Source organism: Tardiphaga sp. 839_C3_N1_4, assembly GCF_051811045.1.
In the GTDB taxonomy this organism is placed as follows: domain Bacteria; phylum Pseudomonadota; class Alphaproteobacteria; order Rhizobiales; family Xanthobacteraceae; genus Tardiphaga.
Map to the genome: position 1 here is coordinate 4,133,268 of NZ_JBPWQD010000001.1, position 14,241 is coordinate 4,147,508.

Below are 14,241 nucleotides of genomic sequence, written 5' to 3' on the forward strand. Positions count from 1 at the left end.
AGGTCGCGGCCCCGATCACGTTCACGTTTTGACGGCCCGGAAATTTCATCATAAAGCCAATTCGGGTGCTTAACGGTAACCTGTAACCGAAATTGCGTGCCTGTGGACTCGCAATAGTTGCGGGGAGCCCCTAAATCGCCCTCGCAGGGACGGCCAAGCGGCTCGGAACCAAAAATCAATAAACGGCATTAGCAGAGACACAGGGCCGACGAGGCAGATAACACTATGATGGAACAGCAGAATTTCGCGCCTTCCCGGGCCGTTTCGGCCCGTTCTGTCGCGCGGCCAGCCCGTATGGCCAAGCCCAGCCCCGCGAGTGTGGAGGTTTTGGCCCATGAGATGGGCCTGAAGCTTGGAGATCAGTCTGAGCTGACGATCCGCCGGCTTAAGCGCGGAAAATCTTATTCCTTCGTCAGGGCCAACGGCACCCCGATCAAACATATCGGCACGATCAAGCGGCTGAACTCCATGGCGGTGCCCCCGGCCTATGCCGAGGTTCGCTATGCCGTTGATCCTACGTCGCATTTGCAGGCCGTAGGCCGCGACGCGGCCGGCCGGCTGCAATACCGCTATCACTCGGATTGGGAGAAGGTCCGCGAGCAACGCAAGGCGCATCGGCTGGCGAAGTTGGTGGCGGCACTGCCGAAGATCCGCCGCAACGTTTCGGCGCTTTTGGCTGGCGACGAGCCGACGCGTGAGTTCGCGCTCGCCGCTGTCATCGAACTCGTCACGCGCACCGCCATCCGTGCCGGCAATGAGAGCTACATGAAGCTGTCAGGCACGCGCGGCGCCACTACGCTGATGAAGTCGAACATCCAGCTCGAAGACGATTGCATCGTGCTCACCTTCAAGGCCAAGGGCGGTAAGGCAGTGCGCAAGGAGTCCAACGCGTCGAAGCTCGTCCGCGCGATTGGTATTCTGCACGACGTGCCGGGCAAACGCCTGTTCCAGTATCGCGACAATGCCGGCCGCATTCACAAGGTCAACACAGCAGCAGTGAACGCCTTCCTGCGCGATATCGCCGGCATCAAGATTTCACTGAAGGATTTCCGCACGTTGATGGCGTCGGCGACGGTGGCTGAAACCCTGTCACGGATCGAGCCGGCAGCCAGTGAGCGCGGACGCAGGAAGCAGGTGCTCGAAGCCGTGCGTTCGGCGGCGGACGAATTGCAGAACACGGCGGCGATCTGCCGCAAGAGCTATGTGCACGATACCATCGTCACGGCCTTCGAGGACGGCGTCCTCGCGCGCATCGCCGCGACGCAAACGGGCTATCGCTCGCAATCGAAGCGCGAGCAGCTTTTGGCGCAGGTGGTGGCAGAGGCAGGTTGAGTCAGGCGAGCGTCCATACCGCCGTGTTCTTGATCTCGGCATCTTCGAGATCGCGCGTCACCGGCACCTTGTATTCGGTCAGCTTTCGCAATTTGTCCTTTGGCAGATAGCTGCGACCGGGATCGCCGATTAGTACCGTCGCGCCGCGCACCGCCTGCGCTGAAAGAAATGCAAAAGCGCGCTCAGCGGTGTCCCGTTCATAGAAAATATCGCCTGCCAGAATCGTTTGTGCGGTGGGGGCAGATGAGCCGCCGAGCAGATCGTCACCGCGAGCGCTGATCGTAACGCCATTTTCAGCCGCGTTCAGTGCGATCGCCGTGCGCGCAAAGGCGTCGATGTCATAGGCGAAGACGCTGCTTGCCCCGGCTTTTATCGCGGCGATAGCCACAAGCCCCGATCCAGATGCGAGATCGATGGTGGTCCTTCCAGCAACATGCTCGGGATGATCGATAACGAAGCGCGCCAGCGCCTGTCCGCCGGCCCAGGCGAAAGCCCAGAACGGTGGCGGCAATCCGGCCTCGCCAAGTTCCTCTTCTGTCTTGCTCCACAGCGGCACGGCCTCGTCGGCCACGTACAACATGATTTCCGGCACCAGCGGCACCGGCAGCAGGCGTGTATTGGCACGAATGAATGCGACGGGGTCAGATATTGCAGTTGATTGGGCCGCGCCGTCGGCGCTCACAGCCCGCCCATTTTGCAGAGCAGCTTCCATTCCTCGGCAGTGATCGGCGGCACCGAAAGGCGGGACTGCTTCAGGATCGCGACGTCAGCAAGCTTCGGCTCAGCCTTGATTGCCGCTAGCGACACCGGCTTTGGCAGCTCTTGCGCGGCCTTGACGTCGACGCAGACCCAGGGCGTTCCCGGCTCGGCAGTGGGATCGGGATGATGCTCCCTGATGATCTCGGCGATACCCACGATCTCCTTGCCGATATTCGAATGATAGAAGAAGGCGCGGTCGCCCTTCTTCATCTTCATCATGTTCAGCTTGGCGGTGTGGTTACGGATGCCGGTCCATTCGGTGCCCTTGGCACCGGCCTTTTTCTGCTCGTCCCACGACCAGGCGTCGGGCTCCGATTTGATCAGCCAGTATTTCATCCCGTCTCTAACCTTCTGCCTTGAATGGCCGCGTCAGCAGGCCCTCGATGACCTGATCGATGGTCGCTTCGCCGGCCAAGATCGCCGCCACGGCTTTTGCCACCGGCATATCGACGCCCTTCGATGTCGCAAGTTCGATCAGCACCGGCGCCGTAAATTCACCCTCGGCAAGTTTGCCGCGCGCCGGCTGCTCGCCGCGGCCGAGTGCCACGCCGAGTGAAAAATTGCGCGACTGTGCGCTCGAACAGCTCAGGATCAGATCGCCCAATCCTGACAGGCCCGACAGCGTCTCGGTGCGCGCGCCACATGCGATGCCTAGTCGCAGTAATTCGCTGAAGCCGCGCGTGGTGAGTGCTGCGAGGGCCGAGGCGCCCAGTTCCTTGCCGGCGACGATGCCTGCGGCAATCGCCAGTACGTTCTTCGCTGCGCCGCCGATCTCGACGCCGCGCACATCGGTGGAGTGATAGGGACGGAACGTCGCCGAACCCAAAGCCTGCACGAGTGCGACGGCAATATCCTCGTCGGCGCAAGCGAGCGTCACGGCCGTGGGCAAGCCAGCTGCGACATCGTCAGCGAAATTCGGCCCTGACAGAATGGCAGGGATCGCATGCGGTGCGACGTCGGCGATGACCTCCGTCATGAATTTGTGACTGCCGCGCTCGATGCCTTTGGCGCATGCGACCACCGGAACGCCCGCCGGCAGTAGCGGCGCGAGCGCGGCCAATGCCTCGCGCAATTGCTGCGAGGGGACCGCGAGCAGAATGGTATCGGCGCGTACCGCCAGTGAAAGATCGGCGGTGACGAAGACAGAGTCATCGATGGCAGCGCCGGGCAGTCGTGGATTAGTGCGCGACACCTGCATCAGTTCGGCGGCGGCTATTGAGCGCGCATAGAGTACGGTTTCGCGGCCGGCGCGCGCGGCGACATCGGCCAATGCTGTGCCATAGGCCCCGGCGCCGATCACCGCCACTGAATTGAAGTCGGCCATGGTGTTCCAGTCAGTAAGCCGCGCGGGATTTGGAATGACCCGCTGGCGCCTTCGCGTCAGCGTCGAGCAGCCAGCGCGCGCGGGGCGGCGCTTCCATCGTGTCGGTGAGTCCTAGCGCAAGACGCTCTGCGCCGGCCCAGGCGATCATCGCGCCATTGTCGGTGCACAGTGCCGGCGGCGGGATGATCAGCGTGGTCTGCGCTTTTGCGGCGACGGTCTGCAGCGCGCCACGGATGGCCTGATTGGAGGCGACACCGCCGGCCGCCACCAGTGCATGCGGCGGGCCGAATTGATCCTCGAACAGTCTGAGGCCGACGCTCAATCGATCCGCCGTCGATTCCAGCGCCGCCGCCTGGAAGCTGGCGCAGAGATCCGCGATGTCCTGTTCTTCCAGCGGAATGAGACGGCTTGCCTCGTTACGGACCGCAGTCTTGAGACCGGAGAGCGAAAAATTCGCATCGGGCCGGCCGAGCATCGGTCGCGGAAAGGCAAAGCGCTTGGGATCACCGCCCGATGCGGCGCGTTCCACCTGCGGGCCGCCGGGATAGGGCAGGCCAAGCATCTTGGCGACCTTGTCGAAGGCTTCGCCCATGGCGTCGTCGACGGTGGTGCCGAGCCGGACATAGTGGCCGACGCCGAGCACCGCGACGATCTGGGTATGACCCCCGGAAACGAGAAACAGGCAATACGGAAACGCCAGCGCAGTGGTCAGCCGCGGCGTCAGCGCATGGGCCTCGAGATGGTTCACGGCCACCAGAGGCGTGTCATGCACCATCGCGATAGCCTTGGCGGTGGTGAGACCGACGATTACGCCACCGATCAGACCGGGCCCGGCTGCTGCGGCCACACCGCTTAGTTGCGCGAAATTGACGTCGGCGTCCTTCATGGCGCGGCCGACGATGCCGTCGAGCAGATCGATATGGGCGCGCGCGGCGATCTCGGGCACCACGCCGCCATAGGGCGCATGGTCGCTGATCTGCGAATGGACGATATTGGACAGGATCTTGCCGCTGCCGTCGGGCTGGCGTTCGATGACGGCGGCCGCGGTCTCATCGCAGGTCGTCTCGATTCCCAGCACCAGCATCGGTTGGTCGGTGGTCACTATCGGTCCTTGCTAAATCAGCCAAATCCGGGCTTTTCCTGCCCCCGGCGTAGCATTGCGGGGTTGCAAGGTGCAATCACTCGATGCCCTGCGTGGCACGCGAGACCCCCGAAACCGGACCTCAGATATGGCTATTCTCGTCACTCGCCCGCAGCCGGACACTACCAGCACCGCCGCCGCCTTGCGCGCGCGCGGCTTCGAGGTGCTGGCGGCGCCGATGCTGCGCTTCGAAAAGGTGATGCTGTCCATCGATTCGGACGCGGATTTCGGCGCGGTGGTCGTGACGTCGGCCAATGCACTGCGCGCACTCACCGATCAGCCGGTGCAGGCAACTCTGCTTCACCTGCCGCTGTTCGCGGTCGGCGACCGGACCGCCGAAGCCGCGCGCAATCTCGGCTTTGCTAGGGTCATGTCCGCCGAAGGTGATGCTGCGGCGCTGCGGGACCTGTTGACGGAGAGCAGCAAGAGGAAGCTGCTGAGCAAGACCCGCCCGCTCCTTTATCTGGCCGGCGCCGATCTTGCGCGGGATCTCGCTGGCGAACTCGGCGCGCGCGGTTTCACGGTGGTGACACAGACCACCTACCGGATGATGCCGGTGGCCGATCTGCCGGATGATGTTGCCGCGGCCTTCGTGGCCGGCAGAATCGAGGCCGTGCTGCATTATTCGCGGCGGAGCGCGCGGGCATTCTTCCAGGCGGTGGGCTTATCGGGCGTCGAGATCGCTGCCCTTGCAGTTCCACACTATTGCCTTTCAGCTGCGGTCGGCACGATTGCGCATGATGCCGGGGCTACCCAGGTCGTGGTGGCGCAGACTCCGGACGAAAATGCCCTGTTCGCGGCGCTGGACCGTGCCATCCCGCCATTATCGCGTTAAGACTGCTGTGACCAAATCCCGGTAGGGATCGGGCATGTCACGAGGGAACCGACGCCATGGCCGACGATAATGAGACGGGGTCGTCTCCGGATGCCGGCCGGCCCAAGCGGCCGCCGCCAACCATCGAATTGACGGCTGCCGAGGTCACCGAGCGTCCGGCTGCAGCGGAGCCTGCGGTACCGGAAACAGCATCGGAGTCCGTCGATACCGCGCCGTCGGACATGCCGCCGTCCGAGCCCGCCGCGGAGGCTGCGGTTGAAAAGCAGGCGCCCGTCTCGCCTGCGCGTGCACCTGTCCTGGTTCCCGCCGCCGTTGGCGCGGTTGCCGGTGCGCTTGTCGCCGGAATTGCATGGTTCGGCCTGAGCGGCATTGCATCGAGCGACAAGGCGGATGTCGATGCGCTCACCTCTCGCATTGCGCAGATCGAAGCGCGCCCGGTCGCTGCGCCGGATACGGGGCTGGCAACGCGGATCGATACGCTCGAGAAATCCATCGCGGGATTGCGTGGTGATCTCACTGCCGCGAAGACACAGTCGGATCGTGTCGTCGCCGATCTCAATCAACTGAAGTCCGCGCCGCGCACGGCCGCTGGCGTGGTCGATCTCGGGCCGATCAATGAGCGGCTCGGGCAGATCGAACGTGCCGCCAGCGAGCTGAAGTCCTCGGCCGCGCAACAGAATGCCAAGCCCGTCGATGATGCCGCCCTGCGCCGTGTCGTCGCGGCGTCGCTGCTCGATACGTCGGTGCGTCAGGGCGAGCCCTATGCGGCGGTGCTTGCGGCGGTCAAACCGCTTGCTGGCAATGCCAATCAGCTGAAGCCGCTCGATGCGTTTGCAACGACAGGCGTACCAAACGCAGTCGCGCTCAGCCGCGAACTGCTCGCAGTGTTGCCGAAGCCGGCTCCGGCGGAAGCGCCGGCCGCAGGTGCAGGTTTCATGGACCGCCTGCAGGCCGGCGCTGCGAAGCTGGTCCGCATCGAGCGCACCGACGCTGTCGGTATCGGCAACAACAGCAGCGCGGTCTCGCGCGCGGGCGCCGCTGCACGTAGCAACGACATCGCCACAGCCAAACGTGAGTTGCTTACGTTGTCTCCGGCGGATCGTGCCGTGGTTCAGCCCTGGCTCGATAAGGTCGATATGCGCGATGCAGCGCTGGCCGCTTCACGTCAATTCGCAGCCGACGCGATGGCGGCGCTCTCCAAACCGGCGCCATAGGAATCCGATGTTCCGCATCATTCTGTTTCTTGTGTTGATAGCGCTTGCGGCCGCTGGCGCCGCCTGGGTCGCCGATCAGCCCGGCGATGTCGTGATATCCTGGGGCGTCTGGCGCGCTTCGCCGTCGGTGCCGGTGTTTGTGCTGGTGCTCGGCCTGACCATCGTCGCGGTGGTGTTCGCCTGGTCGCTCCTGCGTGGTTTGTGGGGTGCGCCGAAGCGAATGCGCCGTCGCCGCCATGAAAAGCGTCAGGCGCGCGGACGTCAGGCCATCACGCATGGTTTGCTGGCGATCGGGCAGGGCGATGGCCACGCCGCGCGGCGTCATGCCGATATTGCCAGGCGTTTGACGGCTGACGATCCGCTCGCTCTGTTGCTGCATGCTCAGTCCGCCCAGCTCGATGGCGATCGTGCCGGTGCGCATCGTGCGTTTCAGGCGATGGCCGAGCGTGGCGATACGCGGCTGCTGGGTCTGCGCGGTCTGTTCATCGAGGCGCAGCGCAGCGACGATCCCGTCGCCGCCGTGACGATTGCCGAAGAAGCGTTGAAACTATCGCCGGGATCGACATGGGCCTCGCAGGCCGTTCTTGGCTTCCGCTGCGCGCAGGGCGACTGGACCGGCGCGCTGAAAATCCTCGACAACAATTTTGCCTCTGGCCTGATCGATCGCGCGGCGTTTCGTCGGCAGCGCGGCGTGCTGCTCACCGCGCGTGCGCTGGAGCTTGAAACCGGAGATCGCGATCTGTCCCGCGAGAGTGTGACCGAGGCGATCAAGCTTGCGCCAACTTTGGTGCCGGCCGCCGTTCTCGCCAGCCGATTCCAGAGCGAGGCGCATCAGACCCGCCGGGCGATGAAGATCATCGAGACAGCGTGGCTGGCGCAGCCGCACCCGGATCTCGCCGACGCCTATGCCCATGTGAAGCTCGGCGATTCCGCGCGCCAGCGGCTGGTCCGTGTCGAGACGCTGGCGTCGAAAGCGCCAGGCCATATTGAAGGCGCGCTGGCGATCGCCCGGGCGGCCATCGATGCCGCTGAATTTACGCGCGCCCGCGAAGCACTGGCGCCGTTCACGACCGATTCCACCCAGCGCGTTGCGATGCTGATGGCGGAAATCGAACGTACCGAACATGGCGACAGCGGCCGCGCCCGCGCCTGGACATTGCGTGCCGTGCGCGCGTTGCATGATCCGGTCTGGACGGCGGACGGCTATGTGTCCGATCGCTGGCGGCCGGTGTCGCCGGTCACCGGACGGATCGATGCGTTCCAGTGGCAGACGCCGCTGGCCGCGCTGCCGTCGGACAGGGCCTCGACCATCGAGACCGAGATTTTGCGCGAGACCGTGCTGGCTCCGCCGCCGGCAGTGCCTAAACCCGTGGTGCCCGTGCCGACCGAGATCACACCCTCCGCGCCGGCTCAGGACCTCACGGCGGAACCTGAAGTACCAGCGCAGCCCGAACCGGTGGCCGATGCTACGCCCGAGCCCGCCGAGGCGCCGGCGCCGCTCCCGAAACCGGCTCCCGCGCCGCCACCGCTATTCCGTGACCGCAGCGATATCGCCAGTGCCGCCAAGCCCGCGGTGGCTATTCCGGCCGTCATTCCCATCGTCAGGCCTCCGGACGATCCCGGCGTGGACGAGGCGGACGATTATCGCGATGAATTCGCCGAACTGAATGCCGGCCAGCAACAGGGCGGTTGGCGCGGTTTTCTGCGCCGTTTGGGTGGCTGACACCCCTGATTCAGGCCGAAGTGGTCGGTTTCGGCGGGTGGTTCGCCTGGATTTTCGGTCGGCAGATTCGCCCGGCTTCTTGCAAAGCGGAGCCCCGGGCGATATCAGATGCCCCAGCGTTTTCGGCCGAAAAGCCGAATCGCCGCTTGGTTCGCCGCAATAGCTCAGTTGGTAGAGCACGTCATTCGTAATGACGGGGTCACAGGTTCGAGTCCTGTTTGCGGCACCATTTGCGCTTCGGCGTCATATGTCTCAGCCACAACAATCAGCTACAGCTTTGACGCTTCACGCGGCCGTGGCAGGCATTTCCAGGTCGGCCCAGATATTGGCGAAATAGGACTGGAAGGCAGCGTCGGTGCGTAGCGCCACGGGATCGCGGCCTGCCTTGGGCAGGTCGATGATGTGCAGCGCCCGCACGGTCGCCGGACGCGCGCTGAGCACCAGAACCCGGTCGGCCATGGCGATGGCTTCGCCGATGTCATGGGTGACAAGAATGGCGCTCTTGCCGTTTTCGGCGATGATGCGCGACACGTCGGCTTGCAGCAGCAGGCGGGTCTGGAAGTCCAGCGCCGAGAATGGCTCATCGAGCAGGATCACCTGCGGATCGAACGCCAGCGTGCGCATGATTGCCACGCGCTGGCGCATGCCGCCTGACAAGGTTGCGGGCTTGGCGTTCTCGAAACCGGCGAGGCCGTAGGCGCGGATCAATTTCATGGCAATTTCGCGAGAGGTCTGCCGCGGCGCGCCGCGTACCTCCAAGCCAAGCATCACATTGTCGATGACGGAGCGCCACGGCAGCAGCAGATCCTTCTGGAGCATATAGCCGACATGCCCTGCGGCATCATCGACGCGGATGCCCCCGACCTCGACATGCCCCCGTGTCGGCTTCAGCAAACCCGCAATGACATTGAACAATGTGGACTTGCCACAGCCGGACGGGCCGACAATGGCCAAGGTTTCGCCCTGCCGCAGTTCAAAGCTGACGTCGCGGATAGCTTCGACATACTGCTTGCCGCTTCCGAAGGATGCGCCGACCTGTTCGGCCTTGAGCACAGCGGATGTGGATGGCGACGTTTCGATTTGCGTCATGACGTTCATGCATCCACCTCGCTGCAGAAGCCGAGCAGCATGTTATTGAAAACATCGGGAGTCACAGCGGTGAAGGCATGGGCGCCCCATTCCACCTCGCGCACGCGTGCGCCCGGAATAGCGGTGGCCAGTTGTTGCGAGAGATAGGCCGGCACCAGGCTGTCGTCCCGCGACGAGGCCAGCAGTGTCGGCGTTGCAATGGTCGCGAGGGCGTCGCCGGGATCAAAGGCGAGAAACATGTCGATGCGCGCATTCATCGTGGCAGCTGCCGGGAAGTGCGCGAGGATACGTTCTTCCTCGGCGTCCAGTTGCGCGGCATTGTCGGAAATCCAGCGCGGCGGATAGAGGAACAGCGGCTGCGCCCGCACATAGGCTTTCGGGCCGGACTGATTCAGGATCTGCTTGCGCACCTCGAAGCAGCGTCGCAGGAATGGATCGGCCCGGCCCCAACCGTTCACCACCACCAGACTGCGCAAGCGCGCGGGATGACGCAGGGCAAGTTCAATTCCGACGATGCCGCCGATGGCATGGCCCACCACGTGTGCATTGCTGACACCGGCATGGTCGAGCACATGCGTGATGTCATTGGCCATGCCGGCAATCGATCGCGGTGGTGCGCTGTTGGTTGCACTGCGGCCGGTGCCGACATGATCGTAAAGGATGACCTGGTGGTGTTGCGCGAGTGCTGTGACCTGCGGCGCCCAGAACGATCCGCTACCGCCCATGCCGGCCGACATGAGGATCGCCGTTCCGTGTCCATGAGTTTCGTAATAGATGTCGGCGTCACGGCCGCTGGCATAGGGCATGGTTGGTCTTGCAGGTTCGAGCGATGAAAAGTCAGAAGCGCAGGCGGCGTTCGAGAAGGTCGATCGCCCCGTACATCAGCAGTGCCACTGCCATGAGCGCGGCGATGCCGACCCAGACGGCGTTCAAATCGTAGAGCACGCCGGCGTAGTAGATCATGTAGCCGAGACCCTCTTTCGAGGCGATGTATTCGCCGACAACTGCGCCGATCAGCGCGAAGCCGACATTGAGACGGAAGGCGGACACGATCCACGGCATGGCGCCCGGAATGACGACCGTTCGCCAGGTCTTCCAGCGGCTGGCGCCGAGCGAGCGCATCAATTTGATCAGGTCGCTATCGACTTCCTTGGCGCCTTGCTGGGCGGTGATCACCGCGACGATGAAGGTGATGATGGCGGCGATGGCGATCTTCGATGAGATGCCGATTCCGAACCACACGATAATCAAGGGTGCGAGTGCGATCTTCGGCAGACCGTTGAGAGCGATGAGATAGGGGCGCAGCACCGCTGCGCTGGTTGGAAACAGCCAGAGGAGCAGACCAACAACACTGCCGGCGATGGTGCCAATAAGGAAGCCGGCAATGGCTTCCCAGGCAGTCAGTGCGGCATCGCGCAGGAGTTCGCCGTTGGCGATCAGGATAGAAGCCTTGGCGAAGATGCCGCTGGGCCGTCCATAGAGATAGACGGCGATCCATTTGAAGCTGATCGCAATTTCCCAGGCTGCAAGTAACAGAGCTAGCAGTGCCACTTGCAGCAGCGCGATCCGCAGGACCGGCGGCATCAGCCGCCGCTCGACATTGACCTGGGTGGCTTCGATGGTCGTCACATCAAGCTCGCTTGTGTGCGATCGACGCGATCTCGACGAGACAATCCGGTTTCACCAATCCGCATTGGATGCAGTAGCGGGCGGGCTTCTCGCCGGGGAAGTATTCGGCATAGACTTTATTGACGGCGCCGTAATTGGCCCAGTCGGTCACGAAGATGGAATTGAAGGTGACGTCGGCCATCGTCGCGCCGGCGGCGGTCAGCACGCTCTTGATGGTCTCAAGGATGTGCCGGGTCTGCGCCGCCGCATCGCCGACGTGAACAACGTCGTTGTTCTTGTCGAAGGCCAGCGTGCCGGACACATAGATCACGCCATTGGCCATCATGCCGGGCGAGTAGGGTGCGAGCGGCGGATGAGTGCCGGGCGGGATGATCGCGCGATCTGTCATGGGATCCTCAGGCTTTCGTGGATGGTTCGGTCTGCGCGAATGCGCGGCGGAAATCGGCCGTGCTGGAAACCCAGCCGAAGAAGGTTTCGATATTGAAGACGGCTGCCTTCTGGACGTAGTCGGGGCCGGCCTGGTGCGTGGCGTCCTCGAGCATCACGCCGAAATATTCGAGGTGGAAGCCGTCGCGCAGGGTCGATTCCACGCAGACATTGGTGGCAACTCCGCAAAAGACGAGATTGCGGATGCCGCGCGCGCGCAGAATGCTGTCGAACTGGCTGTTGAAGAAGCCGCTATAGCGCGGTTTCGGCACCACGATATCGCCCGGCTGTGGCTGGAGTTCATCGACAAGTGCATAGTCCCAGCCACCCTTGGCGAGCAGGCTGCCTTGTAATTCCGGGCGCGCGCGCATGGTCTTGAGTGCGTTCGATTTGTGCCAGTTCGGGGATCCCGGACCGCCGGCCTCGACATAGTCGGCGTCCCAGCCGTTCTGGAAGTAAATCACGGTGACGCCGGCCTCGCGCGCGACCTCCAGCGTCTCCTTGACGGCCACGATCGCTGCCTTGGCGCCGGTCACGTCGAAGCCCGCGAGATCCAGATAGCCGTTCGGCGACGCGTAGGCGTTCTGCATGTCGACGACGATGACTGCGGTCTCCTCGACCGCGAGCCGCAACGGCTCGGGGCGTGCGGGCAAAGTGACGTAGCGCCGTTCAGGCGGAAAGCTGGTTGAAACCGACATCACGCCAATCCGAATTCTTTGGTCGCTTTCTCGGCGAAGCGATTGTCGACCATTTGTGCATAGGGCAACGTCGTTGAGACTGCGCCGCCGCCTTGTTCGAGCAACATCGCGCGATCCCATTCCCCGGCGGAGATGGTCGGGTTTTTGGGGATAGCCGTCTTGCTGCCAAAGAAGTTCTTCGTCGCATTTCCTACGACCGACGGCGAGACTTTCGGAAAGTACTTCTCTGCGACTTCGGTGAAGACCGCATTGTTCTCGTGCATCATCTTCTGCGCCTCGGCGATGGCGTTACAGAAACCTTGCACCGCCTCCGGGTTGGAGGCGATCACGTCTTCGGTGGCCATGGCCGTCGTGAAACACAGCGGACCAAGCAGATCGGCAAATGATAGCGACGGTACGAGGCCAAACTGTTCCGCGCCGATGCTGATGTCCCATTCGAATGCGGTGGCGATGTCGGCACGGCCATCCTTGACGGCTGCGGCCTGGGCGCCCGGCGGCAACTCCAGGAAGGTGACGCCGGCTTCCTTGGGGTCGAACTTGCCGACCGTCTTCATCGCGTAAGTCGGGACCTGGATCGTCGAGGACGGAAATTTCAGCGTCGCGATGGTCTTGCCGCGGAGATCATCGATGGTGGTGATCTTGGTGTCCGGGCGGGTCATTCCCCACATCGACACGCCGCCGACGATCTTGGCGATATTCTTGATCTTGCCGCCTTCACGGGTGGCGTTGACGGACATACCAGGGCTGGTGACGCCGATCTGGCCACGGCCGGATAGCAGGATCGGCACCGGCAGTGCGATGCCACCCGCGGTCGACAGGTCGGTGTCGAGGCCATGTTTGGCGAACAGGCCCTTATCGGCGGCGACATAGAGCGAGGCATACATGCCGAGCCGGATGGCTTCGGACACCAGCACCTTGCGGCCGGCGGCAAATGCCGGGCCTCCCAGGCCTGCAAACGGTGCCGCTGCGGCGCCGATGAGCGAATATTTGAGTAGGTTGCGCCTGTCGATCATGCCTCTGTCCTCGCCGCCATTGCCGATGTCAGATGGTGCGCTGCATAATTTTTAGCCGCAGCGGTTTGTCGCATAAAATTCTTGCACCCGTTAATTTCATTAACAAGTCGGGAAAAATAGATATATTTATCTGTAATGCTTATGAATATCGACCTTCGGCAACTCCGTGCCTTCGTCGAGGTGGTTCAGGCTGGCAGTTTCAGCCGAGCCGCGCGGAAACTTGGCGTCTCCCAGTCCGCCCTCAGCCAGGCCGTTCGCCAGCTCGAGGACGAGCTGCAGGTCCGGCTGCTCGACCGGACGACGCGCAGCGTTCAGCTCAGCAAGGTCGGTGTCGAATTCCTGCCGGGGATCCAGCGTTTGCTCGCGGATCTCGATCACCAAATTCAGGATTTACGCGATCTGCGCGAGCATCGCCGCGGCCATGTGACGGTGGCTTGCGTGCCGTCGGTGGCATTGCGTCTGATGCCGGTGGTGTTGGCGAACTTCCAGCGCGAATATCCCATGGTGAGCGTGACGCTCAAGGAAGTGTCACGGCATCAGATCATTGCCGGGCTGCGCAGCGGCGACGCCGAGCTCGGCATCGCCAATGTCCCGGGCGAAGATGCCGATCTCGACGCGACGAAACTCGTGACCGACCGGTTTGCGCTGGTAATGCGACGGGATCACGCGCTGGCGTCACAAGACGCCGTCAACTGGGTGGACGGCGTCGCCGCGGGTATGATCGCGATGGCGACCGGCACCGGCATCCGGCTGGAAATGGAACGCGGTCTGCAGGAACTAGGGCGTAGCAGCCCGCTGCATGAGGCCGAACACCCGGCGACCTTGCTTGCCATGGTCGAGGCCGGCGTCGGCGTGGCGCCTTTGCCAGGTCTGGCGTTGCCGGCGACGGACCACCCCGTGCTGACCTTCCGCAGGCTGCTCGATCCCGTCATCGAGCGCGATCTGTATCTGATCCGTCGCGTCGGGCGTGACCTGTCGCCGGCCGGTCGCGCGCTTTACCGCGGCATCCAGCTCGTGGCGCAATCGATCCGCGAGCGCACTGCTGCCGGGTGGTAGCG

Annotated in this window: 15 protein-coding genes and 1 tRNA gene; 6 read left to right on the forward strand and 10 right to left on the reverse strand. The window is 63.5% G+C overall.

Translation table 11 applies throughout. The features are described from left to right. Positions 1-225 precede the first annotated feature (225 nt). On the forward strand, positions 226-1,332 hold the full coding sequence (locus AB8A38_RS19785; protein WP_439087148.1) for a DNA topoisomerase IB: 1,107 nt from the start codon (positions 226-228) through the stop codon (positions 1,330-1,332). Position 1,333: 1 nt separating this feature from the next. On the opposite strand, the gene AB8A38_RS19790 is transcribed toward AB8A38_RS19785, so the two are convergent. From AB8A38_RS19790 to tsaD, 4 genes are read right to left on the reverse strand one after another with little or no spacing between them, the layout of a single operon-like run. Continuing rightward, positions 1,334-2,044 carry a class I SAM-dependent methyltransferase gene (locus AB8A38_RS19790; protein ID WP_439087149.1) on the reverse strand — a complete coding sequence of 237 codons (711 nt, stop codon included), beginning with the start codon at positions 2,042-2,044 and terminating at the stop codon, positions 1,334-1,336. Further along, the gene (locus AB8A38_RS19795; protein ID WP_439087150.1) at positions 2,011-2,427 is read right to left on the reverse strand and encodes an EVE domain-containing protein; all 417 of its coding nucleotides are present in this window, start codon (positions 2,425-2,427) and stop codon (positions 2,011-2,013) included. The genes AB8A38_RS19790 and AB8A38_RS19795 overlap by 34 nt, the downstream gene beginning before the upstream one ends. A gap of 7 nt (positions 2,428-2,434) precedes the next feature. Beyond that, positions 2,435-3,415: an NAD(P)H-dependent glycerol-3-phosphate dehydrogenase gene (locus AB8A38_RS19800; RefSeq protein WP_439087151.1), complete on the reverse strand. Its 981-nt coding sequence runs from the start codon at positions 3,413-3,415 to the stop codon at positions 2,435-2,437. Positions 3,416-3,425: 10 nt separating this feature from the next. Continuing rightward, entirely contained in the window at positions 3,426-4,499 is a 1,074-nt protein-coding gene (gene tsaD, locus AB8A38_RS19805) for a tRNA (adenosine(37)-N6)-threonylcarbamoyltransferase complex transferase subunit TsaD (RefSeq protein WP_439088562.1), read from the reverse strand. A gap of 145 nt (positions 4,500-4,644) precedes the next feature. On the opposite strand from tsaD, the gene AB8A38_RS19810 reads away from it, so the two are divergent. The 4 genes from AB8A38_RS19810 to AB8A38_RS19825 all read left to right on the forward strand — a co-directional run bounded on the left by AB8A38_RS19810 (position 4,645) and on the right by AB8A38_RS19825 (position 8,557). After that, positions 4,645-5,391: a uroporphyrinogen-III synthase gene (locus AB8A38_RS19810; RefSeq protein ID WP_439087152.1), complete on the forward strand. Its 747-nt coding sequence runs from the start codon at positions 4,645-4,647 to the stop codon at positions 5,389-5,391. 56 nt (positions 5,392-5,447) lie between these two features. After that, positions 5,448-6,605, forward strand: coding sequence for a COG4223 family protein (locus AB8A38_RS19815; protein ID WP_439087153.1), 1,158 nt, complete (start codon positions 5,448-5,450; stop codon positions 6,603-6,605). A gap of 7 nt (positions 6,606-6,612) precedes the next feature. Further along, positions 6,613-8,328, forward strand: coding sequence for a heme biosynthesis protein HemY (locus AB8A38_RS19820; RefSeq protein ID WP_439087154.1), 1,716 nt, complete (start codon positions 6,613-6,615; stop codon positions 8,326-8,328). Between the two features lie 153 nt (positions 8,329-8,481). After that, positions 8,482-8,557, forward strand: a tRNA-Thr gene (locus tag AB8A38_RS19825). A gap of 56 nt (positions 8,558-8,613) precedes the next feature. Here AB8A38_RS19825 and AB8A38_RS19830 read toward each other — a convergent pair. The 6 genes from AB8A38_RS19830 to AB8A38_RS19855 are packed head-to-tail and all read right to left on the reverse strand — an operon-like array spanning position 8,614 to position 13,183. Beyond that, positions 8,614-9,417: an ABC transporter ATP-binding protein gene (locus tag AB8A38_RS19830; protein ID WP_315839878.1), complete on the reverse strand. Its 804-nt coding sequence runs from the start codon at positions 9,415-9,417 to the stop codon at positions 8,614-8,616. Positions 9,418-9,422: 5 nt separating this feature from the next. After that, positions 9,423-10,223, reverse strand: coding sequence for a pyrimidine utilization protein D (gene rutD / locus AB8A38_RS19835; protein ID WP_439087155.1), 801 nt, complete (start codon positions 10,221-10,223; stop codon positions 9,423-9,425). Positions 10,224-10,254: 31 nt separating this feature from the next. Then, the gene (locus AB8A38_RS19840; protein WP_439087156.1) at positions 10,255-11,046 is read right to left on the reverse strand and encodes an ABC transporter permease; all 792 of its coding nucleotides are present in this window, start codon (positions 11,044-11,046) and stop codon (positions 10,255-10,257) included. A 1-nt stretch (position 11,047) separates the two neighbouring features. Then, entirely contained in the window at positions 11,048-11,434 is a 387-nt protein-coding gene (rutC, locus tag AB8A38_RS19845) for a pyrimidine utilization protein C (protein WP_439087157.1), read from the reverse strand. Between the two features lie 7 nt (positions 11,435-11,441). Further along, complete coding sequence (rutB, locus tag AB8A38_RS19850; RefSeq protein WP_439087158.1) at positions 11,442-12,170, reverse strand: pyrimidine utilization protein B; 729 nt, start codon at positions 12,168-12,170, stop codon at positions 11,442-11,444. Then, positions 12,170-13,183, reverse strand: a complete 1,014-nt coding sequence (locus tag AB8A38_RS19855) for an ABC transporter substrate-binding protein (protein WP_439087159.1) — start codon at positions 13,181-13,183, stop codon at positions 12,170-12,172. Before AB8A38_RS19855 ends, rutB begins: the two co-directional genes overlap by 1 nt. 141 nt (positions 13,184-13,324) lie before the next feature. On the opposite strand from AB8A38_RS19855, the gene AB8A38_RS19860 reads away from it, so the two are divergent. Then, positions 13,325-14,239 (forward strand): LysR family transcriptional regulator, encoded by a 915-nt coding sequence (locus AB8A38_RS19860; protein ID WP_439087160.1) that lies wholly within the window; start codon positions 13,325-13,327, stop codon positions 14,237-14,239. Positions 14,240-14,241: the final 2 nt, after the last annotated feature.

Coding starts and splice junctions, on each gene's coding strand:
- AB8A38_RS19785 (WP_439087148.1), top strand. CDS start 226: ATGATGGAACAGCAGAATTTCGCGCCTTCCCGGGCCGTTTCGGCCCGT.
- AB8A38_RS19790 (WP_439087149.1), bottom strand. CDS start 2,044: ATGGAAGCTGCTCTGCAAAATGGGCGGGCTGTGAGCGCCGACGGCGCG.
- AB8A38_RS19795 (WP_439087150.1), bottom strand. CDS start 2,427: ATGAAATACTGGCTGATCAAATCGGAGCCCGACGCCTGGTCGTGGGAC.
- AB8A38_RS19800 (WP_439087151.1), bottom strand. CDS start 3,415: ATGGCCGACTTCAATTCAGTGGCGGTGATCGGCGCCGGGGCCTATGGC.
- tsaD (WP_439088562.1), bottom strand. CDS start 4,499: ATGCTGGTGCTGGGAATCGAGACGACCTGCGATGAGACCGCGGCCGCC.
- AB8A38_RS19810 (WP_439087152.1), top strand. CDS start 4,645: ATGGCTATTCTCGTCACTCGCCCGCAGCCGGACACTACCAGCACCGCC.
- AB8A38_RS19815 (WP_439087153.1), top strand. CDS start 5,448: ATGGCCGACGATAATGAGACGGGGTCGTCTCCGGATGCCGGCCGGCCC.
- AB8A38_RS19820 (WP_439087154.1), top strand. CDS start 6,613: ATGTTCCGCATCATTCTGTTTCTTGTGTTGATAGCGCTTGCGGCCGCT.
- AB8A38_RS19830 (WP_315839878.1), bottom strand. CDS start 9,417: ATGACGCAAATCGAAACGTCGCCATCCACATCCGCTGTGCTCAAGGCC.
- rutD (WP_439087155.1), bottom strand. CDS start 10,223: ATGCCCTATGCCAGCGGCCGTGACGCCGACATCTATTACGAAACTCAT.
- rutC (WP_439087157.1), bottom strand. CDS start 11,434: ATGACAGATCGCGCGATCATCCCGCCCGGCACTCATCCGCCGCTCGCA.
- rutB (WP_439087158.1), bottom strand. CDS start 12,170: ATGTCGGTTTCAACCAGCTTTCCGCCTGAACGGCGCTACGTCACTTTG.
- AB8A38_RS19855 (WP_439087159.1), bottom strand. CDS start 13,183: ATGATCGACAGGCGCAACCTACTCAAATATTCGCTCATCGGCGCCGCA.
- AB8A38_RS19860 (WP_439087160.1), top strand. CDS start 13,325: ATGAATATCGACCTTCGGCAACTCCGTGCCTTCGTCGAGGTGGTTCAG.